The organism is Nocardia sp. NPDC059240 (genome assembly GCF_042753865.1).
Classification (GTDB): Bacteria; Actinomycetota; Actinomycetes; order Mycobacteriales; family Mycobacteriaceae; genus Nocardia.
In genome coordinates, this window is the sequence record NZ_JBHZAC010000014.1 from 133354 (window position 1) to 157130 (window position 23777).

The 23777-nt window shown below is 66.6% G+C and carries 25 protein-coding genes and 1 pseudogene; 12 read left to right on the forward strand and 14 right to left on the reverse strand.

The genetic code is table 11. From position 1 onward, the window contains the following. Nucleotides 1-64 precede the first annotated feature (64 nt). Nucleotides 65-520 (reverse strand): SRPBCC family protein, encoded by a 456-nt coding sequence (locus ACFXHA_RS38320; protein WP_379365089.1) that lies wholly within the window; start codon nucleotides 518-520, stop codon nucleotides 65-67. Then, nucleotides 517-1698 (reverse strand): MFS transporter, encoded by a 1182-nt coding sequence (locus tag ACFXHA_RS38325; protein WP_379365091.1) that lies wholly within the window; start codon nucleotides 1696-1698, stop codon nucleotides 517-519. The genes ACFXHA_RS38320 and ACFXHA_RS38325 overlap by 4 nt, the downstream gene beginning before the upstream one ends. Before the next feature lie 75 nt (nucleotides 1699-1773). On the opposite strand from ACFXHA_RS38325, the gene ACFXHA_RS38330 reads away from it, so the two are divergent. After that, nucleotides 1774-3189 (forward strand): PLP-dependent aminotransferase family protein, encoded by a 1416-nt coding sequence (locus ACFXHA_RS38330; RefSeq protein ID WP_379365093.1) that lies wholly within the window; start codon nucleotides 1774-1776, stop codon nucleotides 3187-3189. A gap of 49 nt (nucleotides 3190-3238) precedes the next feature. Further along, nucleotides 3239-3637 (forward strand): RidA family protein, encoded by a 399-nt coding sequence (locus ACFXHA_RS38335; protein ID WP_379365095.1) that lies wholly within the window; start codon nucleotides 3239-3241, stop codon nucleotides 3635-3637. A gap of 5 nt (nucleotides 3638-3642) precedes the next feature. Here ACFXHA_RS38335 and ACFXHA_RS38340 read toward each other — a convergent pair whose 3' ends face one another. Together ACFXHA_RS38340 and ACFXHA_RS38345 are read right to left on the reverse strand one after the other, a co-directional pair. Continuing rightward, nucleotides 3643-4299: a hypothetical protein gene (locus ACFXHA_RS38340; RefSeq protein ID WP_379365097.1), complete on the reverse strand. Its 657-nt coding sequence runs from the start codon at nucleotides 4297-4299 to the stop codon at nucleotides 3643-3645. 34 nt (nucleotides 4300-4333) lie between these two features. Then, the gene (locus ACFXHA_RS38345; protein WP_379365099.1) at nucleotides 4334-5002 is read right to left on the reverse strand and encodes a lysophospholipid acyltransferase family protein; all 669 of its coding nucleotides are present in this window, start codon (nucleotides 5000-5002) and stop codon (nucleotides 4334-4336) included. Between the two features lie 256 nt (nucleotides 5003-5258). On the opposite strand from ACFXHA_RS38345, the gene ACFXHA_RS38350 reads away from it, so the two are divergent. After that, nucleotides 5259-5492 carry a hypothetical protein gene (locus ACFXHA_RS38350; protein WP_379365101.1) on the forward strand — a complete coding sequence of 78 codons (234 nt, stop codon included), beginning with the start codon at nucleotides 5259-5261 and terminating at the stop codon, nucleotides 5490-5492. Between the two features lie 7 nt (nucleotides 5493-5499). Here ACFXHA_RS38350 and ACFXHA_RS38355 read toward each other — a convergent pair whose 3' ends face one another. Together ACFXHA_RS38355 and ACFXHA_RS38360 are read right to left on the reverse strand one after the other, a co-directional pair. Continuing rightward, the gene (locus tag ACFXHA_RS38355; protein ID WP_379365103.1) at nucleotides 5500-6873 is read right to left on the reverse strand and encodes an ATP-binding protein; all 1374 of its coding nucleotides are present in this window, start codon (nucleotides 6871-6873) and stop codon (nucleotides 5500-5502) included. Continuing rightward, nucleotides 6870-7532, reverse strand: a complete 663-nt coding sequence (locus ACFXHA_RS38360; RefSeq protein ID WP_379365105.1) for a response regulator transcription factor — start codon at nucleotides 7530-7532, stop codon at nucleotides 6870-6872. Before ACFXHA_RS38360 ends, ACFXHA_RS38355 begins: the two co-directional genes overlap by 4 nt. A 75-nt stretch (nucleotides 7533-7607) precedes the next feature. Here ACFXHA_RS38360 and ACFXHA_RS38365 point away from each other — a divergent pair, with 75 nt between their 5' ends. From ACFXHA_RS38365 to ACFXHA_RS38375, 3 genes are all read left to right on the forward strand, one after another. After that, nucleotides 7608-9560 (forward strand): glycoside hydrolase, encoded by a 1953-nt coding sequence (locus ACFXHA_RS38365; protein WP_379365107.1) that lies wholly within the window; start codon nucleotides 7608-7610, stop codon nucleotides 9558-9560. Continuing rightward, nucleotides 9557-10474 carry an endonuclease/exonuclease/phosphatase family protein gene (locus tag ACFXHA_RS38370; protein WP_379365108.1) on the forward strand — a complete coding sequence of 306 codons (918 nt, stop codon included), beginning with the start codon at nucleotides 9557-9559 and terminating at the stop codon, nucleotides 10472-10474. The genes ACFXHA_RS38365 and ACFXHA_RS38370 overlap by 4 nt, the downstream gene beginning before the upstream one ends. A gap of 104 nt (nucleotides 10475-10578) precedes the next feature. Beyond that, nucleotides 10579-12300, forward strand: a complete 1722-nt coding sequence (locus ACFXHA_RS38375) for an amidohydrolase family protein (protein ID WP_379365110.1) — start codon at nucleotides 10579-10581, stop codon at nucleotides 12298-12300. Between the two features lie 3 nt (nucleotides 12301-12303). Here the strand turns inward: ACFXHA_RS38375 and ACFXHA_RS38380 are convergent, their stop codons facing one another. After that, nucleotides 12304-13296 (reverse strand): AraC family transcriptional regulator, encoded by a 993-nt coding sequence (locus tag ACFXHA_RS38380; RefSeq protein WP_379365112.1) that lies wholly within the window; start codon nucleotides 13294-13296, stop codon nucleotides 12304-12306. A 301-nt stretch (nucleotides 13297-13597) separates the two neighbouring features. Between ACFXHA_RS38380 and ACFXHA_RS38385 the strand changes: the two genes are divergently transcribed. Genes ACFXHA_RS38385 through ACFXHA_RS38395 form a run of 3 tightly spaced genes read left to right on the forward strand, consistent with a single transcriptional unit; the run spans nucleotide 13598 to nucleotide 15083 of the window. Then, complete coding sequence (locus ACFXHA_RS38385) at nucleotides 13598-13795, forward strand: hypothetical protein (RefSeq protein WP_379365114.1); 198 nt, start codon at nucleotides 13598-13600, stop codon at nucleotides 13793-13795. A 9-nt stretch (nucleotides 13796-13804) separates the two neighbouring features. Next, nucleotides 13805-14620 carry an SDR family oxidoreductase gene (locus ACFXHA_RS38390; RefSeq protein WP_379365116.1) on the forward strand — a complete coding sequence of 272 codons (816 nt, stop codon included), beginning with the start codon at nucleotides 13805-13807 and terminating at the stop codon, nucleotides 14618-14620. A gap of 22 nt (nucleotides 14621-14642) precedes the next feature. Continuing rightward, entirely contained in the window at nucleotides 14643-15083 is a 441-nt protein-coding gene (locus tag ACFXHA_RS38395; protein ID WP_379365118.1) for a VOC family protein, read from the forward strand. A gap of 420 nt (nucleotides 15084-15503) precedes the next feature. Here the strand turns inward: ACFXHA_RS38395 and ACFXHA_RS38400 are convergent, their stop codons facing one another. Next, complete coding sequence (locus tag ACFXHA_RS38400; RefSeq protein ID WP_379365317.1) at nucleotides 15504-15827, reverse strand: HNH endonuclease signature motif containing protein; 324 nt, start codon at nucleotides 15825-15827, stop codon at nucleotides 15504-15506. Nucleotides 15828-15833: 6 nt separating this feature from the next. Beyond that, nucleotides 15834-16781 (reverse strand): annotated as a pseudogene (locus ACFXHA_RS38405) (DUF222 domain-containing protein); the annotation flags it as partial. 257 nt (nucleotides 16782-17038) lie between these two features. Here ACFXHA_RS38405 and ACFXHA_RS38410 point away from each other — a divergent pair. Next, nucleotides 17039-18334, forward strand: a complete 1296-nt coding sequence (locus ACFXHA_RS38410; protein WP_379365120.1) for a M23 family metallopeptidase — start codon at nucleotides 17039-17041, stop codon at nucleotides 18332-18334. 231 nt (nucleotides 18335-18565) lie between these two features. On the opposite strand, the gene ACFXHA_RS38415 is transcribed toward ACFXHA_RS38410, so the two are convergent. Beyond that, nucleotides 18566-18802: a hypothetical protein gene (locus ACFXHA_RS38415; RefSeq protein ID WP_379365122.1), complete on the reverse strand. Its 237-nt coding sequence runs from the start codon at nucleotides 18800-18802 to the stop codon at nucleotides 18566-18568. Between the two features lie 486 nt (nucleotides 18803-19288). On the opposite strand from ACFXHA_RS38415, the gene ACFXHA_RS38420 reads away from it, so the two are divergent. Continuing rightward, nucleotides 19289-19765, forward strand: coding sequence for a DUF4279 domain-containing protein (locus ACFXHA_RS38420; RefSeq protein ID WP_379365124.1), 477 nt, complete (start codon nucleotides 19289-19291; stop codon nucleotides 19763-19765). A 78-nt stretch (nucleotides 19766-19843) separates the two neighbouring features. Here ACFXHA_RS38420 and ACFXHA_RS38425 read toward each other — a convergent pair whose 3' ends face one another. After that, complete coding sequence (locus ACFXHA_RS38425; RefSeq protein ID WP_379365126.1) at nucleotides 19844-20164, reverse strand: MafI family immunity protein; 321 nt, start codon at nucleotides 20162-20164, stop codon at nucleotides 19844-19846. 327 nt (nucleotides 20165-20491) lie between these two features. On the opposite strand from ACFXHA_RS38425, the gene ACFXHA_RS38430 reads away from it, so the two are divergent. Further along, nucleotides 20492-21013: an Ltp family lipoprotein gene (locus tag ACFXHA_RS38430; protein WP_379365128.1), complete on the forward strand. Its 522-nt coding sequence runs from the start codon at nucleotides 20492-20494 to the stop codon at nucleotides 21011-21013. 209 nt (nucleotides 21014-21222) lie between these two features. Here ACFXHA_RS38430 and ACFXHA_RS38435 read toward each other — a convergent pair whose 3' ends face one another. The 3 genes from ACFXHA_RS38435 to ACFXHA_RS38445 all read right to left on the reverse strand — a co-directional run bounded on the left by ACFXHA_RS38435 (nucleotide 21223) and on the right by ACFXHA_RS38445 (nucleotide 23686). Then, nucleotides 21223-21483, reverse strand: a complete 261-nt coding sequence (locus ACFXHA_RS38435) for a hypothetical protein (protein ID WP_379365130.1) — start codon at nucleotides 21481-21483, stop codon at nucleotides 21223-21225. Next, complete coding sequence (locus ACFXHA_RS38440) at nucleotides 21480-22655, reverse strand: acyl-CoA dehydrogenase family protein (RefSeq protein ID WP_379365132.1); 1176 nt, start codon at nucleotides 22653-22655, stop codon at nucleotides 21480-21482. The genes ACFXHA_RS38435 and ACFXHA_RS38440 overlap by 4 nt, the downstream gene beginning before the upstream one ends. Nucleotides 22656-22732: 77 nt before the next feature. Beyond that, a complete protein-coding gene (locus tag ACFXHA_RS38445; protein WP_379365134.1) occupies nucleotides 22733-23686 on the reverse strand; it encodes a purine-nucleoside phosphorylase in 954 nt (317 codons plus the stop codon). Nucleotides 23687-23777: the final 91 nt, after the last annotated feature.

The following is a 23777-nucleotide window of genomic DNA, read 5'->3' on the forward strand; positions in this document are numbered from 1 at the left end:
GTAGGAGTTTTGGTAGGCCAGGTCGATCACGTGCAGGTCCCGATCAGTGCCCGGGACCTGCGACTCACTGCTTCTCGGCCAGCGCCGCAAGCCGATCCAGCGACGCGAACAGCTTCTCCGCGGTGGTGGCCCGCGCCCGCACCAGCCGTTTCTCGTCGCGCAGGTTCGTCCAGTCGTAGGTGTGGCGTATCCGAGTTCGGTTCTCCCCCAGCGACTCCAGCTCCCACCGCCACAGATGCCCCGGCGGCTGTGCCCCCGGTTCCGAAGGCAGCCAGGCGATCCGTCGCCCCTCCTCGAACTCCACCACGTGATTCTCCCGGACCGCCCCTTGCGTCAGCGTCATCTCGAACACGTCGCCCACCGCCCGAACCCGCTGTCCCGCTGCGGCGCTTTCGAGATTGTCATTCCCATCCCAGCGGGGCTGCTCGGCCGGATCCGCGATCAATTCGAAGATCGCCTCCGGCCCCGCCGCGATCTCTCGCTCCGCCGACACCACCATCTCTTGCCCGCTCTCGGTCATGCCTCCGATCGAACCACGGGCCGGCGGGCGAGGGCCAGCAAGGCGAGCGCGAGTAGTGCGCCGCCCAGCCACAGGACGCTGGTCGGGCCTGCGTGGTCGACGGCCAGGCCGCCGGCGAGTGCGCCGAGCGCGATGGACAGATTGAAGATCGAGACGAACAGGGACGAGGCGGCTTCGGTGGCGTCGGGGGCAGCGCGCATGATCCGGGTTTGGAACGTGACGGGGACGGCGCCGTAGCCGAGACCCCAGAGCGTCAGGATCGCCGCGGCCGCAAGGGTATTCGTGTCGAGCAGGGCGAGCACCGTCAGGGAGACGCCGAGCGCCACGACGATGGCGATGGTGCTGCCGCGCAGGCTTCTGGCGACCAGCGCGCCCGCGAGGAAGTTGCCCGAGATCCCGGCGACACCGAAGACCAGCAGCAGCATCCCGGTAGCGCCGATGCCGTGGTCGTGCAGGATCGGGCGGATGAAGGTGTAGGCCAGGAAGTGGCCGGTGATGACCAGGAAGGTCAGCAGCAGCGCCAGGCGCAGGGCCGCGTTCGAGCGGAAAACCGTTGGCAGATCGCGCAGCTGGATGGACTGCTGGGCGGGCAGGCTCGGCAGCAGCAACACCATGCTCACCACCGATACCAGGCCGAGCGCGCCGACCACCGCGAAGGCGGTGCGCCAGCCGCTCAGGTCGCCGAGGAAGGTGCCGGTGGGAACGCCCAGGACCGAGGCGGTTTCGACGCCGCCGAAGATCACCGCGGTGGCGCGGGCGACATGGTGTTCGGGCACCAGACGCAGGGCAATGCTCCCGGCCAGGGACCAGAAGCCGCCCACCGCGATGCCGATCAGGAACCGCGCCAGCAGCACCACGGCGAAACTCGTGGCGAGGCTGGAGGCCAGGTTGGCCGCGCCCATCAGGCCGATGAGCACCGCGAGCACGATCCTGCGGTCCACCCGTCCGGTGACGACGGTGACCAGGGGCGCGGAGAGGGCGGCCACCAGGCCGGGCACGGTGATCATCAGCCCCGCAACGCCTTCGGAGACATGCAGTGCCTGCCCGACGGGAGTGAGCAGACCCACCGGCAGCAGTTCGGAGGTCATGAGGGAGAAGATGCCCAGGGCCACCGCGCCGACGGCCAGCCAGCCTTTGACGGGTGAGCGGGCCGGGGCGGTCGCGACTGCGGTCGACATGGGAGGGGCCTTTCGTCCGGTGACGTTCATTCACGAAACTACGGATCGAAAGGCCCACTGATAAGGTGCATTTCTGTGGCAGATGATTGGGCCAATTCCGGGTCCGGCGAGGTGGCCGGGGTCGATCTGCACGTGGAGCTCACGGGTGCGGGCGGCCTTCGCGCGCAGCTCATGTCGGCGTTGCGGGACGCCATCCGGTCCGGGCGGCTCGCTCCCGGGACCCGGCTGCCGCCCTATCGCGGCCTCGCCGCCGACCTCGGCATCGCGCGCAATACCGTGGCCGCCGCGTATGCCGAGCTGGTGGAGGAGGGCTGGCTCACCGCCCGGCAGGGTTCCGGTACCCGGGTCGCCCAGCGCGCCGCGCCCGCACCGATCCGGCACCGGGTAGATCCCGTGCGACCCGGCCCGCAGCGGGTGCTGCACGATCTGCAGCCCAGTTCCCCCAATGCCGCGGCCTTTCCGCGCAGCGACTGGGCCACCTCCACCCGCCGGGCGCTGGCGTCCGCACCCCATGACGCGTTCGGCGTAGGTGATCCGCGGGGACGCCCGGAGTTGCGGGACGCGGTCGCGGAGTATCTGAGCCGGGCGCGTGGCGTCCGTGCCGAACCGGACCGGATCCTCATCTGCGCGGGCTTCGCGCACGGGCTGCAACTGCTCACCCAGGTGCTGGACGGACCGATCGCCATGGAAGCTTACGGCCTCGACTTCCATCGGAATACCGTGCACGCCAATGGGATCGACACGATACCCATCAGCGTGGACGGCCACGGCGCGGTCGTGGACGAGCTGCGTGCCACCGCCGCCCGCGCCGTCGTCCTCACTCCCGCACACCAGTACCCCACCGGCGGCCCTCTGAATCCGGAACGCCGTGCGACCGTGGTGGATTGGGTCCGCTCGACCGGGGGGCTGCTGATCGAGGACGACTACGACGGCGAATTCCGTTACGACCGTGAGCCGATCGGGGCGCTCCAGGGCCTGGATCCCGATCGGATCGCCTATCTCGGCTCGGTGAGCAAAAGCCTGTCCCCCGCGCTGCGACTGGGCTGGATGGTGCTCCCCGACGCCTTGATCGATACCGTCCTGGCCGCCAAGGGATCTCGCGAGCTGTGGGTCAGCGTCGTCACCCAGCTGGCGCTCGCCGACTTCCTCCGCACCGGGGCCTACGACCGCCACCTGCGCCGCAGCCGCGCCACTCATCGTCGCCGCCGTGCCCTGCTGGTCCACACCCTGGCCGAACGCGCCCCACACGTCCGGGTCAGCGGCATCGCGGCCGGATTGCACGCCGTGCTCGAATTGCCGCCCGGTACGGAGAAATCCACGGTCCGGGCCGCCCGCCGCCTCGGCCTGGCCCTCGACGGCCTGCACCGCTACCGCCACCCCGCCACCACCATGCCCGACCGCGACGGCCTGGTCATCGGCTACGGCACCCCCGCCGACCACGCGTTCGCCCCCGCCCTGGACGCCCTGTGCCAGGCCCTGCCGTCCCCCTGACCCGCGGCACTGTCCGCCGGCCCGGAATCCATTTGCCGCGCCGGGCAGAATGGGCCGGGTGACGAATCGACAGATTGTTTCTTCGGGTGCGGCGTGGGAGCCGATCGTGGGCTACTCGCGGGCCGTCCGTGTGGGCCAGTGGGTTTCGGTGGCCGGGACCACTGCGGCGACTCCCGAGGGCGGCGCGGTGGGTGGCGACGATATCGGCGAGCAGACCCGAGAGGCATTGCGCCGCATCACCGCCGCCCTCGCCGAGGTGGGAGCCGGGGTCGAACACGTGGTCCGCACCCGCATGTTCGTCACCGACATCAGCCGCTGGGAGGAGGTCGGCAAGGCCCACGGCGAGGTGTTCGCCGACATCCGCCCGGCCGCGAGCATGCTCGAGGTCAGCGCCTTGATCGACCCGGCCCTGCTGGTCGAAATCGAGGTCGACGCGATCGTGGAGTAACCCGCTCAGTCGATCGCGGCGGACCTGGTCCAGGGACCGCCCGGAGTGGCGCGGGTACCCTCGAACCCCGGCTCGAGATCGAGGATGTCCATCAGTGTGGGATCCTCGTCGATCGCGTGCGAGAGGTGTCCGATCCGGCCTTCGGTACCGGCATCGGTGGTGCCGATCAACTGCCAGTACTCATCGTCATCGTCATTGCTGACGAACAGGACCGGTTCGTTCAGCTCGAAGACCTCGGGTGTCTGGATGCACTGTGTCCCCAACAACCAGTGGCGCATCCACCACGCGCGGGGGTCGCGCTGCATGACGTTGTCGACGACCCACCAGATGAACGGCAGATCCTGGTGGGCGCGGGCCTGTTCGGCGGTGAAGTCGGGGCCGCCCTGCGGCACCTGCTCGAACGGTTCGTCCACCAGAGCGAATGCGTGGGTGCCCTCGTGCTCGAACACGACCGCGTGAAAGGTTGCGCCGCCCGGATTCCCGGCGCCGATGCCGATGCTGAACCGACCGGCGTGCGGGTCGGCGCCGGTGGTCCAGCCGAAGGCGTAGGACGCGAGTTCGCCACCGGGACCGATGAATTCGCCGAAGGCGCGGCGATCCATCCCGGTCACGTCCGCGGTGGGGACTTCGAGCAATCGGCCGGGGATGACTTGCACCTTCACCCGGCCGACCCTAGCCGCACACCGGACACCGAGGTCAGCGGGATTGGGCCCGTAGGTCTTCGATGCGCTGACGCAGGTGATCCAGCAGCTTGTCCGGGTCGTCGAAGTCGGCGGGGTTGATGGGCTCGCCGAAATGAATGGTGACCGGGTGGCGGCGGTTGAAGGCGGGGCCGTCGCCGCGGGCGCGGCGGGTGGGCAGGACGCCGTCGGTGCCGACGGTGGCGACCGGGATGATCGGAACTCCGGTGGCCAGCGCCAGTTTCGCGACGCCCGGCTTGTAGGGCTCGTGGTCACCGGGTGAAACCAGGCGGCCCTCCGGATAGATGATGAGAACTCCGCCGTGGCGCAGGATTTGCTCGGCTTGTGCGGTGGCGGCCCGGCCGGACTCGGAATCGCGGCGAACCACCGGAATCTGGCCCAGCCGGCGGACCAGCCAGCCGACCACGGGCCACGACCACAACTCGGCCATGGCGATCGCGACGGCGCGGCGGCGCAGCGCTCCCCAGAGGAAGACGGCATCGAGCATCGAGAGGTGATTGCTTGCCACGATGGCCGCGCCGGACGCCGGGACGTGCTCACGGCCGATCCCGGTGACGTGCACGAAATTCGACCAGGCCAGGGTGCGCAGGATGCGGCGCACCAGATGGGTGGCGACCCAGGCTCGCTTGCCGAGTCCCTTCGGGCGTCGCGGATTGTCGTTCATCATGCTCCATATCGGCCGTCCGGCAACAGGTTCGATCCTTGTCGCACAACGGGCGGGCCGCCACCGCAGAACTACTCAGGTGAACAGTCGGCGACGATTACATAGCCGTTAGCTATCGCGACATTTCGGGCGTAGCCTGGGAGTTGCCGTGATCACGGCAACTCGGAGAATCACTCGGGTAACAAAATCACTCGGAAACAAAGGCTCGCGTGCTGCCATGGCCGGAAACTGGTGGCGGAACACTGTTCTGTATCAATTGTCTCGATCGCCGACCAGTGCGGCGGTCATCTTCCTCGCTCTCGACGACGGCAGCGAGATCGTCACCTTCCCCCGGCTGAACTGGGGAATCGTGGCCACCGCCGCCGCGGCGGTGCTGGGAATCGCCATCGGACTCATGGTCCTGGTGAGTTCCGCGCATTTCGACGAACCTCCGAGTCCGGTCCCGACCCCACCGGCGTCCTGTGCGCCGTTCTGTCCGACACCGACCTGACAGCTCGTTACTCGGGAAAGGTGAGCGTGAAACATGTACCGCCGGAGCTGGATTCGACGCCGACCTCGGCGTCGTGGAGTCCGGCGACCTGCGCGACGATGGCCAGCCCGAGGCCGTGGCCCGGGGTCGCCCGCGCCGCGGGTGAGCGATAGAAACGGTCGAAGATGTGTGCCCGGTCCTCGGCCGGAATCCCGGGCCCCGCATCGCGCACCGACAGCGCGTGACCGGCGACGGTGAGATGCACGGTGCCGCCCGGCGGGCTGAACTTGGCGGCATTGTCGAGCAGATTGGTGATCGCCCGCGACAGCCGCGCGGGCACGCCCCGGACCGTCACCGCGTTCAGGTCGGCATCGAAATCGAGTGCGGGCCAATGCCTTCGGGCCGTGATGAGGCAGTCGTCGGCGAGCCGATCCAGCCGCAGATCCTCGAGGGTGTCGGGGACCGCGTCCGGGTCGTCGGCGCGGGCCAGGTCGATGAGATCGGTGACCAGGCCCGAGAGTTCCTCGGACTGCACACGCAACGCGGCCACGGTCGCGTCGAGGTCGGCGGGCGGCATGCGGTCGGCGCGTCGCAATAGGTCGATATTGGTACGCAGGGCCGTGAGTGGGGTGCGCAGCTCGTGCGAGGCGTCCGCGACGAGGCGCTGCTGGGCAGCACGTGCGTCGCGTTCGGCGGTCAGTGCCTCGTCGAGTTCGTCGAGCATGGTGTTGACACTGGTCGCCAGGCGCGCCAGTTCATCGGATCCGGCCACCTCGATGTGATGTTTGGGATCTCGTGTGCGAGCGACCCTTTCGGCCGCCTCGGTCAGGGTGACCACGGGCTCGAGGGCTCGGCGCGCCAGCACGATGCCGAGCACGGCGGCCAGTGCGAGCCCGGCCCCCGCGGCGGCGAGCAGTGCGAGCCCGACCCGCCGCTGCCCGGTGTCCACCGAGTCCGCGCGCTGCGCCACCTGCACCGCGCTGCCCGGCTCCAACTGGATGGTGTACATCCGCATGGAGTAGCCGTCGAGGGTGAAGTCGGTGAAGAACGGATCGGCGGATCCCACTGCGACGGCGCGTGTTTGCGCATCGACCGGCAGTGACTGATCCGGAATATGCTCGGAGCGGATGCTGCCGTCGGCCGCCACCACCTGAACACAGCTCGGCGCGGCCAGATACCGACACGACCCGGAGATGGCCGCCACCGAAGGCTCGGCCGGGAACTGCCGTGCGATGCGCGTCGCCTGCCGCCGCAGGCTCAGATCGAGGGTGCTGTTCAACTCGTGCCCGACCACGAAGTAGGCGGCCGCCGCCATCCCGGCCAAGGCCAAACCCATTGCCAGCACGAAGAATACGGCGATCCGGCCGCGCAGTCCGAGCCGGGCTCGGGCGGACCGGGTCACGAGGGCCCCACCCGGTAGCCGACCCCGCGCACGGTATGGATCAGCGCGGGCTCCCCGTCGACCTCGAGCTTGCGCCGCAGATACCGGATGTACACCTCCAGGGAGTTCGACGAATTGTGCCCCCATACCCGGTCGATCAGGGTTTCCCGCGGCAGTGCCTGTCCGGCATTGCGGATGAGCACTTCGAGCAGCGCGAATTCGGTTCTGCTGAGCTCGATTTCGCGGTCCCCGCGCCGCACGGTGTGCGCGGTGGTGTCGAGCACCAGGTCCCCGGTCGAGAGCACCGCGCCGTCCTCGGGATAGGTGCGCCGCACCAATGCCCGCACCCGCGCCAGCAGCTCGTCGAGATCGAACGGCTTCACCAGGTAGTCGTCCGCGCCGGCGTCGAGTCCCTCGATCCGGTCGGCGACCGCGTCGCGCGCGGTGAGCATGAGGATCGGGGTTCGGTCGCCGCGCCCGCGCAGCGTGCGGCAGGTGGTCAGGCCGTCCATGAACGGCATGGCCACATCCAGCACCACCACCTCCGGCTGCCAGCGGGCTATCTCGGTGAGCGCGGTCGCGCCGTCCCCGACGCCGAGGGTCCGATAACCCTCGGTGGCGAGGGCACGCACCAGCGCGTCCCGCACCGCGGCTTCGTCGTCGACCACCAGTACCCGCATGCCACGGATCATACGGACGACCACCACCTGGTCTTTCTCATCCAGCTCTCATCTCGGTCCGTGAGCGTGGGCGGCATGAGACTTCGGATACCGCATCGCACCCCGGCCGTCCTGGCCGTTCTCGGTGTCGCCGCAGCCGCGCTCACCTTCTGTGGAAACGACCCGGGCCCCACCTTGCCGCGACTGGATGGCAATCATGTGGTTATCCCGATCGAGGGTGGTACCGCCCGCGTGGACGCCGCGACACTGGGGGTCACCGCCGACGCCGCGGGCACGAGTTACGAGCTGTCCGCGCCCGCCGGCGAAGCGCTGGGCGCTCCCGGACCGGTCCAGCTCACGGATGCGACCGCGACCTGGACCTACCCCGATCGGGCACTGACCGTCTCGGCGACGGCCGAGGACGGCCGCCTGCGCGTCACCGTGCACAGCGACCGGGACGGCACCCTGCGCTGGCCGGTCACCGGCCGTGACACGGCGGCGGCCGCCCTGCAGATCCCGCGCGGCGAGGGCCTCTCGCTCCCGGTCCGCGACAGCTTCTGGAACGGCCCCGACACCGGTCTGATCGGCGAATCCCTTGCTCTCAGCTCAGGATTGACCATGCCGTTCTGGGGTTACCGGCTCGGTGATCGAGGGGTCGGCTACATCGTGCCCACCGATATCGGCAGCAACCTGACCGTGACCTCCGAGGCCGGACGGCTGATCGCTTCCGGCACGCACGATTTCGCGGACAGCGCGGGAACCGCCGACTACACGGTGGATTTCGCGCTCACCGACGATTCGCCCGTCGCCGCCGCGAAGGACTACCGTGCCTGGCTGATCCGGCACGGCGAATTCCGCTCCCTGCGCGACAAGATTCGCGATAACCCCGAGATCGGCAAGCTGCTCGGCGCTTTCCACGCCTACGTGTGGGGTGACGGCCGCAAACCCGAAACCGCCCGGCGGCTACACGATCTGGGCGTGACGAAGATGTGGCTCGGCTACGACTCCAGCGACGACCCGATGTCCGCCGCCGCCATCACGGCCGCGAAGGACGCGGGCTACCTTGCGGGTCCCTACGATTCGTGGGCCAATGCCCAGGACCCCGCCACTGCCGACAATCCCTCCTCGCGCTGGCCGGGCACCGTCTGGCCCGACGGCTGCGTCCATACCGCGAACGGCGCGACCGAGTCGGGGTTCGGCAACCGCGGCTGCTACCTCAGTTCCCAAGCGCTGAAGCAGGATCCGGCGTTGTACCGGGATCGCTACGCCGCCATGACCGCCAATGGCGCGAACACCTACTTCCTCGATGTGGATGCCGCCGGTGAACTCTTCGATGACCACTCCCCCGCGCACCCGATGACGCAGGCGCAGGACCGCGACAATCGGCTGGCCCGGATGCACTGGCTGGCCGAGGATCGCAAGACGGTGCTCGGTTCCGAGGCGGCTGGTGCCTGGTCCGCCCCGGTGCTGGCGTTCGATCACGGTGCCCAGAACCCGATTTCGGATGGTCTGTGGCCGTTGCAGCGCGACCGGAAGACCTGGGGCGCCTGGTATCCGGACACCGCGCCGGGGGTGTTCTTCAAGCCGGTCGATCTGCCCGCTGATCTGGTCACCTCCATGTTCGATCCGACCTATCGGGTGCCGCTCTACGAGACGGTGCTGCACGATTCGCTGATCAACCTGGATCGCTGGGAGCTGTCGTATTACAAGCTGCCGCAACAGGAAACGATGCGAGCGTTGACGGCGGTCCTGAACAACACGCCCCTGAACTTCGTGCTGGACGGTGCGACGCTGAACCAGCACGGTCCCGAGATAGCCCGGCTGCAACAGTTCTTCGCGCCCTTGCACGAGCGGGCGGGCACCCTGCCCATGACCGACTTCCGCTGGCTGACCGAGGATCACCTGGTGCAGCGCACCGTCTTCGGCGACGGCGAGCTCACCGTCACCGCCAACTTCGGTACCACGGACCACGACGGGTTGCCCGGCGGCTGTGTCGACGCCCGGCTGAAGGGTGACTCCGCGGCCCGGCGACTGTGCCCCGGCCGATGAGACGCACCGGTACGCTCGTATTCGTCGCCGCCGCAGCACTTCTCACGCTGCTGATGACAGCCCACGATCGGATACCCGATATCTTCGGCCTCGGCGTCGCGCTCGACACGGCCGCGCCCTGGCTGATCGTGCCGGTTCCGCTGCTGGCCGTGCTGGCCGTCGTGTGCCGTCGACCGGCCGGCGCGGCCGCCTGTATCGCGCCGCTGCTGGTGTGGGCCTACACCTTCGGATCCTGGTGGGCACCGACGGCGACAGCGGCCGCCCGGGAGGCCGGGACGGTCACGGTGGTGTCGCAGAATCTCTTCGCCGACAACTCGACTCCGGCTGCCACCGCGCGGGCACTCGCAGCGACCGGCGCGGATCTCCTCGCCGTGCAGGAACTGGGCGGCACCGACCGCGCCCCGGTGCAGCGAATCCTGGACGCGTCCTACCCCTATCGCGAGGAGCGCGGCACGGTGGCACTGTGGAGCCGCTTCCCGACCTCGGACACCACGGTGGCCGATGTCGGTATCGGCTGGCAGCGCGGCCTGCGCACGCATGTGGCGACACCGTCGGGCGATCTGGTCGTGTACGTGGTGCACCTGCCGTCGGTCCGGCCCACCGATACCGCGACCCGCAATCGGGGACTGCGGATCCTCTCGGACCAACTGGATTCCGACCCGGCGCCCCGCGTCCTGGTTGCCGGTGATTTCAATACGGCAAGCACCGACCGCGAGTGGCGGTCGTTCGCGGCGGGCTTCACCGATGCCGGGCCGCAGGTGGGTCCGGGCTTCACCTGGCCCGCCGCGTTTCCGGTGGCGCGGCTCGATCACCTGCTGCTGCGGGGCCTCACCCGTACCGGTTCCGCCGTGCTGCGGTTGCCCGGCCCGGATCACCGGGCCCCGACCGCGACATTCGCATTTCCCGCCCGCTGACAGGATTCGGCGACCCATCGTCTATCGCGGGGAAGGCGCGCATACTCCCGTTGTAGCGTGTGAAACGACCGCTGACGGCGAGCTGAGAAACAGGGTGGTGCGACATGGCTCGGTGCGACTTGGTAATTCGCGGGGGCACGGTGTTCGACGGGAGCGGCACGCCGGGCGTGCGCGCCGATGTCGGTGTCACCGACGGCAAGGTCGTCGCCGTCGGCGGCGAGCTGCCGGAGGGCGCGCGCACCGTGGACGCCACCGGGAAATGGGTCATGCCGGGCATGCTCGATGTGCACACCCACTACGACGCCGAGGTGCTCGGCAATCCCGGTCTGGGCGAGTCGGTCCGGCACGGAGTGACGTCGGTGGTGCTCGGCAACTGCTCGCTCTCGACGATCTATGCCGAGGCCGAGGACTGCGCCGATCTGTTCGCGCGGGTGGAGGCGCTGCCGTGGGACGCGGTGCACTCGGCTGTCAAGGAGCACAAGGACTGGGACGGCCCGCACGCCTACGCGAAGGCGCTCGCCGATCGTCCGCTCGGCGCGAATGTCGCGGCGTTCCTGGGGCATTCGGATATCCGGGTGACGGTGATGGGTCTCGAGCGTGCCGTCGACGCGGCGGCGCGGCCCACCGACGCGGAGCTGGCGCGCATGGGCGCGATGCTGGAGGACGCGCTCGACGCCGGATTCCTGGGCCTGTCCACCATCCGCAGTTCGTTCTCCAAACTCGAGGGCGTGCGGTTCCCGACCCGGCAGCTACCGTCGACCTACGCCACCTGGCGCGAATACCGGGCGCTCAACGCGATTCTGCGCCGCCGCGGACGGGTGCATCAGAGCACTCCCAACCTGACCACACGGGCCGAGATCGCCCGCTACTTCGCCGAGAGCGCCGGGCGAATCCGCAAGCCGCTCAAGACGACTCTGATCGCGGGCATGGATGTGAAGGCGGATCGCACGGTCGCGCGTGCCGCCACCGCGGCGGCGTGGATCGTGAATACCGTTGGCGGGGCGCAATTCCGGTGGCAGCATCTGCCGGTGCCGTTCGAGGTGTATGCCGACGGCGTCGATCTGGTGGTGTTCGAGGAGTTCGGGTCCGGGGTGGCCGCGCTCAATATCCGCGATGTGATAAAGCGTGGCGAACTGCTGGCCGACGAGGATTATCGCCGGCGGTTCCGCACGGATCTGGCCAAGAAATTCGGTCCGCGCGTGTGGAATCGGGACCTCTACGATGCGATCATCGTCGACTGCCCCGAGGCGGACGTGGTGGGCAAGTCCTTCGGAGCGGTGGCCGACGAGCGCGGCATCCATCCCGCCGACGCACTGCTGGATCTGACCGTGACCCACGGGACGGCACTGCGCTGGCGCACCGTCATCGCCAACGACCGCGAGGACGTGCTCGACCGCCTGCAACGCTCACCCATGATGCAGGTCGGGTTCGCGGATTCCGGTGCGCACCTGCGCAATATGGCCTTCTACAACTTCGGGCTGCGGCTGCTCGAACGGGCGCACAAGCGCGGATTCCTGCCCCTCGAACAGGCGATCCACCGGGTCACCGGCGAGCTGGCCGACTGGTACGGCCTCGACGCCGGACGGCTCACGACCGGGGCGCGCGCCGATATCGCCGTCATCGACCCCGCCGGTTTCGACGGATCCAGCAGCGAGTACGCCGAAGCCCCTTACCCCGGGGTGGCGGGGCTACAGCGCATGGTCAACCGCAATGACGGCGCGGTGGCCGCCACCGTGGTCGGCGGCCAGGTGGTGCACGAATACGGTGAATTCGCACTGGGATTCGGCACCACCCTGCACGCCGGCACCTTCCTGACCGCCCGGTGAGCGCTACACCAGTTCCGGTACCCGGGCGCGCTGCCCGCGCGCCCGATACTCCTGCGGCGGGCACCCCTTCCAGCGCCGGAAGGCGCGGATGAAGGAGGCGGCCTCCGCGTAACCGAGGCGGGCGGCGACCTGCTCGGTGGTCATCGGGGTGTGGTCGAGCAGTTCCTCCGAAAGTGCCTGGCGCACCTCGTCCAGCAGCGCCCGGAACGAGGTGCCCTCCTCGTTGAGCCGCCTCGACAGGGTGCGGGGGCTGACGAACAATTCGGCCGCCACCGCCGCCTGATCGGGGATCTCACCCGGGTTGCGCACCAGCAGATCTCGCACCGCGCCCGCGACACCGGTGCGAGCGTGGCGGCGAGCCAGCAGATCCCGGCACATTTGTTCGCAGGTGCTGCGCGCCCACTCATTGGCTTGCGGCAGTGCCACATCCAGGTAGGCGGCGTCGAAGACGAGCTCGTTGACGCTCGCGTCGAAGATCGGTTCGATCTCGAACACGGCCCGGTAGCGGGCGGTGTCGCCCGGACCGCTGTGCCGGAAGCTCAAGCGCCGCATCGGAACACCGACCGAGAACAACTCGCGTCCGATCATCTGGATGCCGGTCATGACGCGCTCGGTGAGGAACGCCCGCACATCCTCGGGCACCTCACTGTCGTCGAAGCGCAGGAAGCCCTCACCCGCCCGCTCCTCGAAACTCAGTTGCCCGAACACGAAGGCCAGCTCCACATAGCGCAGCGCGATCTCCACCGCGTCCCGCAGGGTGCGGCTGGCCAGCAGCGCCAACCCCCACGGCCCGTACAGCGAGATGTGATAGCGACTGCCCGCCTCCACCCCCAGTCCGGGCTCATCGCCGAAGCGCGCCAAGAGATTTCGTACGACGGTTACTTCTTGGCGGGCGGTGACCTCGGCATTCGAGTCGATCACCGCCTCCGAGGGCAAGCCTGCCCCCGCGAGTGCGTCCCGCACCCGCATTCCTCGTTCCTGTGCGAGCTGCGTCATGACGTGGACGCTGGCGGTATTTCTGACTAAATCCCAGTCGAACATGTGCGCGGTCCTCTTCGACTACTCCCGACCGATGTCTGTTCCCCATCGGGTTGGCGCAACATATCAACGCGAGACCGTCCGGTGTGGCGCATCCGACAGATTTGGATGTTCCGCGTGGTCACGGACATTTCGCGACTTCGATCACGCCACTGCACTTTTCGGCCCTGGCCGCGATTCGTCACGTAACAGCCGCGCCGCCCGTGCGATTCATTCACATCCGGTCTGGACGACGACCAGCAATCGAGGTCACCCCACCATGAGTTCCACCGCCATCCTGCTCATTCCCGCGTTGGCGGCCCCCGCGTTCGGTATCGGCATCTGGCTGGGCGTCCGATCGGTTACCGGCGAGTCCGCCGTGCGACGCCGCCACACCCGCTGCACTCCGGTCCTGCGTTCCTGGCCCGAAATTCCCCACCGGCCGGGCTCCTGGCCTCCCACCCGCCGGACCCGATAGCGTGCTGGCATGAGCAGCAATACGACTCGTACCGTCGTGGTCACCGGCGCGTCCTCGGGCATCGGCAAGGCCACCGCCGCGGCCTTCGCGGCTCGGGGCCACAAGGTGATCGGCACCAGCCGCAATCCGGACAGCCTGGCCGAGGCCGACCGGGTCCCCGGCGTCGAATACCGCGCCCTCGACCTCACCGACGCGACCTCGATCGACCGCTTCGCCACCGAACTCGGTGCGATCGACGTGCTGATCAACAATGCGGGCGAGAGCCAGGCCGGACCGCTGGCCGAGCTGCCCGGCGATGCCATCGAAAGACTGTTCCGGCTCAATGTTTTCGGCGCGGTCGCGCTCACCCAGGCGGTTTTGCCCGGCATGCGTGAACGCGGCTACGGACGCATCGTCATGGTCGGCTCCATGCTCGGCAGCTTCCCTATGCCCTACCGATCCTCCTATGTCGCCACCAAGGCCGCCCTGCGGGGCTTCGCCACGGCCGCCCGTTTCGAAGAGTCCCCGTTCGGGGTGTGGATCACCACCATGGAACCCGGCCAGATCGACACCGGCCTGGCCGAACGCCGCACCAAATACATCGCCGACAACTCGCCCCACACCGCGGATTTCACCAACTTCATGGCCGGGCTCGACGCCGCCATGAGCAAGGGCATCCCGCCCGCCAAGGTCGCCGAAACCATTGTCGCCGCAGTCGATTCCGCCCGCCCGCAACCGCTCTACGCGGTCGGCAGCAACGCGCCCCTGATGTTCTTGATCCGCCGTCTGCTGCCCCGCACCGTTATGGAACGGCTCATTGCCTCCAGTCACGGCCTGAAGCGCTGATATTCGCCGTAGGGTCGGGGTCATGGCGATTCAACGGATGGACAATGTGCTCATCGTGGTTGAGGATCTCGATCGCGTGATCGAGTTCTTCGTCGAACTCGGCATGGAGTTGGAGGGTCGGGGTCCCGCCGAGGGGCGGTGGGTGGAGCGCATCATCGCCGTCGAGAACGTCCGCCAGGAGGTCGCGATGCTGCGCACCCCGGACGGGCACGGCAAGGTCGAACTGGCCATGTTCCACAACCCGGCCCCGGTCACCCCCGAGCCGAAGGTCGCCCCGTCGAACACGCTCGGCATTCGGCGAATCATGTTCGCTGTGGACGACATCGACGACACTGTCAGTCGCCTGGTAGCGCGCGGTTCTGAACTGGTCGGCACGATCGAGCAGTACGAACAGATGTTCCGCCTCTGCTACCTGCGCGGACCCGAGGGCATCATCGTCGGCTTGGCCGAGCAGCTCGGCTGACGAGAAATAAGAACGAAAAGACAAAAGCGGCCAGGAGGAGGGGTGGGTAGGTGGCTGGGTTCGGCTCGCCTGCCGCCGGTTCCAGCCCCGGTTGCGATCCGGCCGTTCATCATCCCGTTGTTCATCGCCGAGTGGCACATTCTGGAGGGGTTTTGGGTGATTTGTCCCTTAAAATGTGCCACTCGACGACTGGAACGGGTGGGTGGTGGGTCTTTTGTGTTGTTTTGGAAGGCGATGCGTGCAGTCCGTGGGCTGGGATCGGTGGGTGGCGGTAGGCGGCCCGGCGTCAGCCCAAGTCCGGTAGGGCAGGCGACGCAACCACACTTCTTCTTTTCATTTCTGCGTACGCCGGTGTCGGACGAGCAAATCGGTGTGCAAGCAACCCGAGGGGCCCCACCTTTGGTGAGGCTGCCACTCGAATTAGGGACGTAACGACCGTATAGCCGCCGCGACCAACTCCCCCGCATGATGACGATCATTTACTCGCGGGGTCTGAGTCGGGTCGACAAGCCGGGACGCGATCCAGCCGATACGGCCCGCGTTCTCTGAATCCTGAGGTATGACAACGGTTTTCCAGTTGTCGGGACCGTCACCCACCAAGGAATGACAGGAATCGCAAGCGAGCGTGAGGTTTTCGATGTCGGTCGCTCCGCCCTTGGCCCAATCGGTGACGTGATGCACTTGGGTGAGGGTGGCGGGGGCGTTGCAGCCGGGGCGGGTGCAGCCACGCTCGGCGGCGATCAACGCCAGCCGCTGCGCCGGGTTGGCGAGACGGTTCTTCTTGCCGTGGCCCAGGTGCAGCGGACGGCCGGCGTGGTCGAAGATCACCAGGAACGGCTTGGACTGCTCCGCCAGAGCGAGAGCTTCCTCCAGCGGGACCGTGCCGCCCGAGGCGGTTGTCGCCACACCGGCGGCGGCTTCGACCTCGGCCAGGCTCATGGTGATGATGGTGGACACGGGCAGGCCACGGTGCTGCCCCAGGTTGGTCGGGCCCATTTCCGGGCGCAGGAACGCCACCAAAGCGTCGTGCTGACGCTGCGCGGCGGAACGGTTGTCACGCTTGGCAGCGGCCTCGAGCTCGGCCGGGTCGATTCCTTCGGCACGCCAAGGGCTTTCGGGGTCCTCGGGGTTGCACATGCCGGGACGGGCCAGGTCGGCGAAGATCGGATCGAACAAGGCGCGCAGGGCCGGGGTCAGCTCGCCGTAGCAGGTGGACATCCCGTCGACACCTTGCGGGCCGTAGCCGAAGCCACGGCGGCGCAGACGATCGGCCTCGGTGGTGACCTTCCCGTCGGGATCGAGGAGGGACAGGATGCGCGCTCCAACCTTCGGCAGGTCATCGGGAGTGGACTGGGTGGCGAACTGCGCCAACTGAATTTCAGCCTTGTCACGCTGGTCGGGTTCAATCTTGCCCGGGATGCGGTCCATAATCTTGCCGATCGCACGCGCATGATCCACCGAAATCAGGCCCTGCTCCTGCACCGCGGCCGTCCAGGCGAGTACCGGCTCCAGCACCTGCCCCGCCACCTGACGAGTGCCCAGCAGTGCAGCCGCCTTCACCCGCGCATACGCGTCGGCATGCCCGATCCGCAGCGTGGCCTCGAGGTACTTGTCGGTGTGATGCTTCCAGCCCGCCTTCTGCGGCAAGCACCGAGTTTCGACCGCACCGATAACGCGGTGCTCGAAGGACGCGAGGCGACGCTTGGCCCCATTCGAAGCGAATTATCATGTGGTATAACGCTTTTCGGATTGCAAATACGGGCAGGCGCTTGAATTCCGAATCTGACATCACAATGGATGACGCTGTTGCCACCGAGTTGATGGGCACCGACCTTTTCGCCGAAACCCGGCACCTCGCGGCTTATCATCACTACTGTTTTCTGAACGGACGCATCGGGGGAGCTCTGCGGCCAACGGCGCTTCACGATTTTCTGCCGACACTCGAGGAGGCTGAAATGGCGCGACATTGGTACACCCGCCAGGCGGTGCTGCTCACGGCGCTCGTCGCACTGCTGGTCGCGGGGTGCTCGAGTGGCGGAAGCGGATCACCGAGTCCCGGCGAGTCCGAGCCGAGCGACGTGACCGTGCCCGATAGCTACAGCCCGGTTGTCGTCGCACCGGTCGGCAATTCGACGATTCCATGGCTGGGCAGCGACAAGAAATATCACGTCTCCTATGACCTGCAGCTGACCAACGCTTCACGGTTACCGGCCACGCTCACGACGGTGCAGGTGGTCGACGCGAAACATCCGGACACCGTCCTCAACTCCATTTCCGGCCCCCAGCTGGTCGATCCGAGCTGTTCGTTCGGCGACTGCAATCGGCTGCGCATACTGCCCTCTTCGGACGCGAAGGATGCCGTCATGGCACCGGGCGAGTCCCGAGCCCTGCTGATCGACCTGACCTTCGACACAGTGCAGCAGGCTCCAGCCGTGGTCGTGCACCGGCTGTCGCTCACCGGTGCCGCGAATCCACCCGCAACCGAGCCGACCCCGATCAACTACCTCGCGGCACCGTTCGGCATCTCCGGCAAGCCGCTGGTCATCGCGTCTCCGATCCGGGGAACCAACTGGGTCGCAGCCAACGGTTGCTGCGGAATCGGCTTGCCGCACCGCACTTCACTCAGCCCGTACAACGGCAAGCTGACCAACTCGCAGCGTTTCGCCATCGACTGGATGCGGCTCAACGATGCCGGCGAGTTCGTCAGCGGCGACAAAACGAAAAACGAAAGCTACACCGACTACGACTCCCCGGTCTACGCGGTAGCCGACGGCACCGTCAGCTCAATCCTCGACACAGTCGACGCCGGCACCCCCGGCATCCTCCCCGCCACCGATCCGGTACTAGGCCCGAAGCTGACCGTCCAAAACGTGGACGGCAACCACATCATCCAGGACCTCGGCGGCGGCGTCTGGGCAATGTACGCCCACCTGTTCAAGGGCAGCCTCCTGGTCAAACCCGGAGACAAGGTCCACAAGGGCCAACTGATCGCAAAGCTGGGCAACACCGGCAACTCCAGCGCCCCCCACCTCCACTTCCAACTGATGAACAACCCCTCCCTCATGCAGGCCGACGGCCTCCCCTACGTCCTCGACACCTTCACCTACACCGGCGAAATCCCCTACGCAGCATGGAACAACGCCGACGCAAACCTGACCGGAACCTACTTCCAAGCCAAACCACCGAACAGCGACCCACGCACCAACGAGCTCCCACTAGCACTATCCATCGTCAACTTCCCGAATTCGTAAGCCCACCAGCCCCTCGGGCACGAAAGATTCACTCGCGCTGGTAACCGCTATACCCTGTCGCGCACGGCCTAACAAGGCATGTGTAACACCCGAAGACCAACCGGCCCAAACGATCTCAGCATCGCCACTGCACTGAAATGCCGAGGAGCGTTCGTGTCCTGTTGGAATTGGTGTGCTGGACGCGATCGGAAACGACACCGGCTCCGATCGCGTTCGCAGGTGAACCTGTGTCTACGACTGAGTTTCCAGGTCGCCTTCCTCGTCCCCTTCCCCGGGTTGGAGCAGATCGATGAGCTCCTGCAGCGTGAATTGGATGAGGAAGCCGTTTGCGGATTCTTTCAGCTTGCCCAGAACCTCTGCGCCCGCCGCCTTCTCATCAGGACTCAGCTCTTGTACCGCCTCGCTGATCTGCGCTTTGGCCTCCTCGGCCGCGGGCACTGCCGCTACATCCTGATCGTCGATCGCCATGATTCGAACTCCTTCCTATCGTCGTACACGCTGCCGCTCGGATGCCGCTCGCCAACGCCACCAGATCGATCGCCGGGATTGGCTCGCGAATGAGACGGTCGAAAACGACTCTCGCACAACGCCACACTGCACGCAGCCCTTACAGGCGAACGTACGGCATGTACGGTCAAGGCATCCGCGCCGCGCACCCCGCTGGCCCCTGTTTGAGGGCGGGAGCGCCGAATAGTGCAGTGCCGCAACTCGGCAGCGGTCACTGCGGAACACCCAAGCCGCCTCCAATGGCCTGTTTGGTCGCGCTGCGGAATACCGGCTCAATCGGGCCAATGTCCGCCATTGCCGCGCACCGCGCTGACCGACCCGGCCAGCGCGGCACTCCGAAAAACCAACGAGCCGAGATTGTCTCGGACGCCGACAGTGTCCGCTCATGCCGATGAGCGGTCGAATTCGTTGGGCTGAAATGTCCTGCTGTGGTCGAATCTCCCGGTGATGAAGGTTCGCCAGTACTGCTACTTCGCTGTGGAGACCACCATGACGTCAGCGTCCATGATGACCGCACTTCTGGGGATCGAGCCAGATGTTGCACACACCAAAGGCGATCTCACGGCGAGTGGCCGAGCCCGAGGCTTGAACGTTTGGAAGATCGTCGAGGAGACGAATGATCCGATCGATGACCAGATTGGGCGGTTGATCGACAGGTTGGCACCGTGCCGCCCGCAACTCGTCAAATGGGCTGAGGACCAAGATATCTCGTCGAGGCTGCAGATCGTTCGCTACTACCACGATCCCGATCGCAGCCACGGTGCGCCGGGTGGAACGCCGATCGAGGAGGCCCGGAAGTGGCCACGTCCTCTTGGGTGGCATCTCTCCGTCGAGGTCCTGCAATTCTTGTCCTCCACCTCAACGGACCTCGATGTAGACGAATACGACCTCAGTCTCGATGAAGTCGATTCGAACGAGATCTAGCGAGTCGCTTCGGCCGGCCGAGCCCACTCGACCGAACGCACTGAACTGCCGCTTTATTGCTCGTGTGTACAGTGACGCCTACGTCTGAGTTGACCTGTCGGCCGAGTGAAGACGGCAGATTCGGGCGGAAGCCTGGTGATATTTGTCCGCTTCAGGGGAGTAGAGCCGCATCTCATGTGCGGCGCGGTCCAGGTGCTGCCAGTAGGAGCGAGCAAGTTCGAGATCATCGCCGAGATGAACCAAGCAGTCGAAGGCCAGCCCGAGCTCGTTGTGTTCGAGGTATTCGCGCGCGTGCGATTGTTTGGCGCCGGGTATATCGGACAGCTCGGCTAGCGCTGCGTTGAGGTGCCTGGTTGTCCGCGTCCAACTCGCCATCAGCTCCGCACGATCATCGGTCATAGTTCCAGTGTCTCGGGTCAATAGCAGCGCCAACGCACTGACATGCCGCATAGCGTGCTGCGTAGTTCGGATAGCGGCGCACGGCGAAAGATCTACCGGCCGTTCGGTTCTGAGCGCATATGCCGGCCATCCGGTCGGCCGGGCGACGTGTTGCGTCGAGTGCGCGCCGACGCGGTCCTGTGGGTGCTCAGGGGACATGAACTGCCATCCCACCGACATCCTGTGCCTAACCGGCACCCACCTCATCTAACCGGCTAACAACGCTCTGACGTCAGCAGATGGCACGACTGCATGATGCTCCACTGATCACCTGACGAATGGACACCCGTGAACACACCCACCCCCGTCGAGCCGTTCCCCACCGCAGATCCCAGTTGCCTGGCGGCCGCTGACGCGCCGCGGAAGCAGAAATGGGTGTGGCTGGTCGGTGCCCCGGTAGTGGCTCTCGCCCTGGCGGCACCTGTATGGGGCTGCGCTTCTGCAGCGGCCGACGTCGCTCGGCTCGATATCGCGGCGCCCGTATCGACCCGCGCGGTCGAATTCTCCCCGGCCAAGCGGGACATCACCGCCAGCCAGCGCAACGCCATCCAGTCTGCCCAGCAGTACCTCGACTTCTCTGCCTTCTCCCGCAGCGGTTTGATCCACCAGCTCGAGTACGACGAATTCTCCACCGCAGACGCTACGTTCGCAGTGGACAGCCTGAATGCGGACTGGAACGAGCAGGCGGCAAAGAGCGCCAAGCAGTACCTCGAGTTCAGCTCATTCTCTAGGTCCGGACTGATCGATCAGCTGGTGTACGACGGCTTTACGCGGGCCCAGGCCGAGTACGGAGCCAATGCCTCCTACTGACAATCTTTTTCGGCAGTCGACCCTGTTGGTGATAAGCGAGCACTGCGGCGCGCGGCCGGTCGCAGTGCTCGCGTAGGCGCGGCGTGTTGAGTTTTCATCGCCACCAAAGCGTTCACGTCGGGTGCCCGGGCTAAACCGGTCTGGCTTCAGTCAGTGGGAATGAGCGATGATGCCGCATGCCGCGTTGACCGAAGTGGTTGTGCCGACGCCTAATCCGGTCCGCCAAGCACGATCGGCCGGTAGGCAAGCGCCTTGTCCACGATCTGCGCCGGGGTCAGCGGAGGATCAGAGGAGTCCCAGAAGATGTGGTCGGAGATGCGGGGGTCCGCCAGCGAGTCCTGGAGCCGAGCGAGCCATTCATCCAGCTGTTCGTCGCTGGCCTCGACGTTCTGGATGTGTTCGACCAATTCGATGAGCTGCTCGCGATCGAGCCTGGCCATGGGTGTCCCGCCGACAATCCGCTCGCTCACTGCTCTTTCCCGTCTCCACTGGAAGTCGGTGGGGTTAGGGTTCGGGAGATTATTTCTCGCATTATTTCGGAGGTGCCGCCGTAGACGCGGGTGATGCGGGCGTCGGCGGCGGCTCGGGCTATGGGGTATTCGCGGATGTAGCCGTAGCCGCCGAAGAGTTGTTGGCAGCGGTCTATGCAGCGGAATTCCATTTCGGAGGACCAGAGTTTGGCTTTGGCGGCGTCGGCGGGGGTTAGGCGGTGGGCGTTCAGTTCTAGGACGCATTTGTCGACGAAGGCTTCGGTTACCGAGATCTCGGTGGCGACGTCGGCTAGGGTGAATTTGGTGTTCTGGAAGGCTGCTATGGGTTGGCCGAAAGCCTTTCGGGTGGTGACGTATTCGATGGTGGTGTCGAGGGCGACGCGGGCTCGGGCCAGGCAGGCTACCGCGATCTGCATGCGTTCCTGGGGGAGGTTGCCCATCAGGTATTCGAAGCCGCGGCCGACCTCGCCGAGCACGTTGGATTTCGGGACGCGGACGTCGGTGAAGGTGAGTTCGGCGGTGTCCTGGGATTTCAGGCCGAGTTTTTCGAGGTTGCGGCCGCGTTCGAAGCCGGGCATGCCGCGTTCGAGAACCAGCAGGGTGAGGCCGCGGTGGCGTTCGGGGGAGGTGCGGACGGCGGTGATCACCAGGTCGGCGTTGATTCCGTTGGTGATGAACGTCTTTGCGCCGTTGACCAGGAAGTGGTCGCCCATATCCACTGCGGCGGTGCGGATTCCGGCCACATCGGAGCCCGCGCCCGGTTCGGTCATGGCGATGGCGGCGATCAGGGTGCCCGCCACGAAGCCCGGAAGCCACCGCTGACGCTGTTCCTCGGTTGTCAGGTTCACCAGGTACGGCGTGCAAATGTCGTTGTGGAGCGCGAAATTCAGGCCGACCCCGGCGCAATCGCCGGCCATGAACTCCTCGATGAGGGTCTGGTTGAATCGGAAATCCGAGACCCCGAGCCCGCCGTAACTCTGCGGCACCGCGAATCCGAGCAGCCCCAGCTCGCCGGCCCGCGCGAACACCCAGCGCGGCACGATCCCGGCCGCCTCCCACTCCAGATAGTGCGGCGCGACCTCCTTGCGCACGAAGCCGCGCGCCAATTCGGCGAATGCTCGATGGTCGTCACCGTAGTGCCCACGTTCCATGGAGCTCATGGTCCGGGACGAAACACGTCCCGGACCAGACAATCCCGGCCAGAATCAGTGACAGTTCATCGCCGCACTCAGTGGGCCGGAGGGTTCTTGATCAACTGCTCGGCGACGAGCTTGCCGAGGGTGTACTGGTTTTGGAGCGCGATCTTGAACCCGCCGCTCGTCTGATCGAGGTGCTGCACCACCGACTGGCCCGGGTACGGCTGATCGAAATTGCTCATCGTGCGCAGCGACAGGTAGCGGTCGAGATAACCGTGGGCCTTCAGTGCCGTGGCGGTGGCGTTGTCCTCCATCTGCGTCGTGCAGTAGACGCCCGCCCCCTTGGTGCGCTGCGACATGATGTAGCCGGCGGTATCGGAGAGCAACTTGCCGGAGTAGAAGTCGTCACCGGTCATGGTGTCGCACTTCATGACCGCGGGCGTGCGGCCCTCCTGGCCCGGGTACTGCGCGCGCTCGGCGGCCGCGTCCGGACTGTCGGCGAGCTTCGCGTCCTTGGTCCATTCCACGGCCTTTTCCACGAGGGACTCGTCGAGTTGATAGGCGGCGGTGTTGTAGTCCTCCACCGGGCGATAGCCGAACGGCACATCGGGCGCGGCCGCCGGGTCCAGGTGATTGCCGAGGTCGAAATCGACCACCCAGCGCGCCCACGCCGCACCGCCGAGAGTGCCTTGTTCAGGCGGTGTTCCGGCGATTCCGGCGGTGAGGAAGTAGGTGTTGCGGAAGTCGAACTTGTCGCTGCCGAGGATCGCCATCATCGTGGTGGCGGCATTCGACTTGCCCTGCCCGGTCTCGGCCACGCACAGCTTGTCGGCGTTGCAGCGCACCGGCTTGAACGCACCGGGCACCTCGACGGTGGTGGGCAGCTGCTCGCGCTGCAGCCACACCTCGTTCTCCGGATCGAACATGGTGATCACGAGAACCCCGACATCGATCTTGTCGGAGCTCTTGGAGTTCGAGGAGCAGCCGGTGAGGGCCAGCGCGGCCACGCCCAATGCAACAGCAATTTTCTGGCAACGGGTGGTCATGGCGAAACAATAACGACATTCCGGCCAAATACGGGAATCCCGGCCCGAGCACGAGGCTCGGACCGGGATCGCATACCCGCTAGCCGGACAG

Excerpts from the sequence above, each read along its gene's own strand:
- ACFXHA_RS38320 (WP_379365089.1), bottom strand. The coding sequence starts at position 520 with ATGACCGAGAGCGGGCAAGAGATGGTGGTGTCGGCGGAGCGAGAGATC.
- ACFXHA_RS38325 (WP_379365091.1), bottom strand. The coding sequence starts at position 1,698 with ATGTCGACCGCAGTCGCGACCGCCCCGGCCCGCTCACCCGTCAAAGGC.
- ACFXHA_RS38335 (WP_379365095.1), top strand. The coding sequence starts at position 3,239 with ATGGGCCGGGTGACGAATCGACAGATTGTTTCTTCGGGTGCGGCGTGG.
- ACFXHA_RS38345 (WP_379365099.1), bottom strand. The coding sequence starts at position 5,002 with ATGAACGACAATCCGCGACGCCCGAAGGGACTCGGCAAGCGAGCCTGG.
- ACFXHA_RS38360 (WP_379365105.1), bottom strand. The coding sequence starts at position 7,532 with ATGCGGGTACTGGTGGTCGACGACGAAGCCGCGGTGCGGGACGCGCTG.
- ACFXHA_RS38365 (WP_379365107.1), top strand. The coding sequence starts at position 7,608 with ATGAGACTTCGGATACCGCATCGCACCCCGGCCGTCCTGGCCGTTCTC.
- ACFXHA_RS38370 (WP_379365108.1), top strand. The coding sequence starts at position 9,557 with ATGAGACGCACCGGTACGCTCGTATTCGTCGCCGCCGCAGCACTTCTC.
- ACFXHA_RS38375 (WP_379365110.1), top strand. The coding sequence starts at position 10,579 with ATGGCTCGGTGCGACTTGGTAATTCGCGGGGGCACGGTGTTCGACGGG.
- ACFXHA_RS38380 (WP_379365112.1), bottom strand. The coding sequence starts at position 13,296 with ATGACGCAGCTCGCACAGGAACGAGGAATGCGGGTGCGGGACGCACTC.
- ACFXHA_RS38385 (WP_379365114.1), top strand. The coding sequence starts at position 13,598 with ATGAGTTCCACCGCCATCCTGCTCATTCCCGCGTTGGCGGCCCCCGCG.
- ACFXHA_RS38390 (WP_379365116.1), top strand. The coding sequence starts at position 13,805 with ATGAGCAGCAATACGACTCGTACCGTCGTGGTCACCGGCGCGTCCTCG.
- ACFXHA_RS38395 (WP_379365118.1), top strand. The coding sequence starts at position 14,643 with ATGGCGATTCAACGGATGGACAATGTGCTCATCGTGGTTGAGGATCTC.
- ACFXHA_RS38410 (WP_379365120.1), top strand. The coding sequence starts at position 17,039 with ATGGCGCGACATTGGTACACCCGCCAGGCGGTGCTGCTCACGGCGCTC.
- ACFXHA_RS38415 (WP_379365122.1), bottom strand. The coding sequence starts at position 18,802 with ATGGCGATCGACGATCAGGATGTAGCGGCAGTGCCCGCGGCCGAGGAG.
- ACFXHA_RS38420 (WP_379365124.1), top strand. The coding sequence starts at position 19,289 with ATGAAGGTTCGCCAGTACTGCTACTTCGCTGTGGAGACCACCATGACG.
- ACFXHA_RS38425 (WP_379365126.1), bottom strand. The coding sequence starts at position 20,164 with ATGACCGATGATCGTGCGGAGCTGATGGCGAGTTGGACGCGGACAACC.
- ACFXHA_RS38440 (WP_379365132.1), bottom strand. The coding sequence starts at position 22,655 with ATGGAACGTGGGCACTACGGTGACGACCATCGAGCATTCGCCGAATTG.
- ACFXHA_RS38445 (WP_379365134.1), bottom strand. The coding sequence starts at position 23,686 with ATGACCACCCGTTGCCAGAAAATTGCTGTTGCATTGGGCGTGGCCGCG.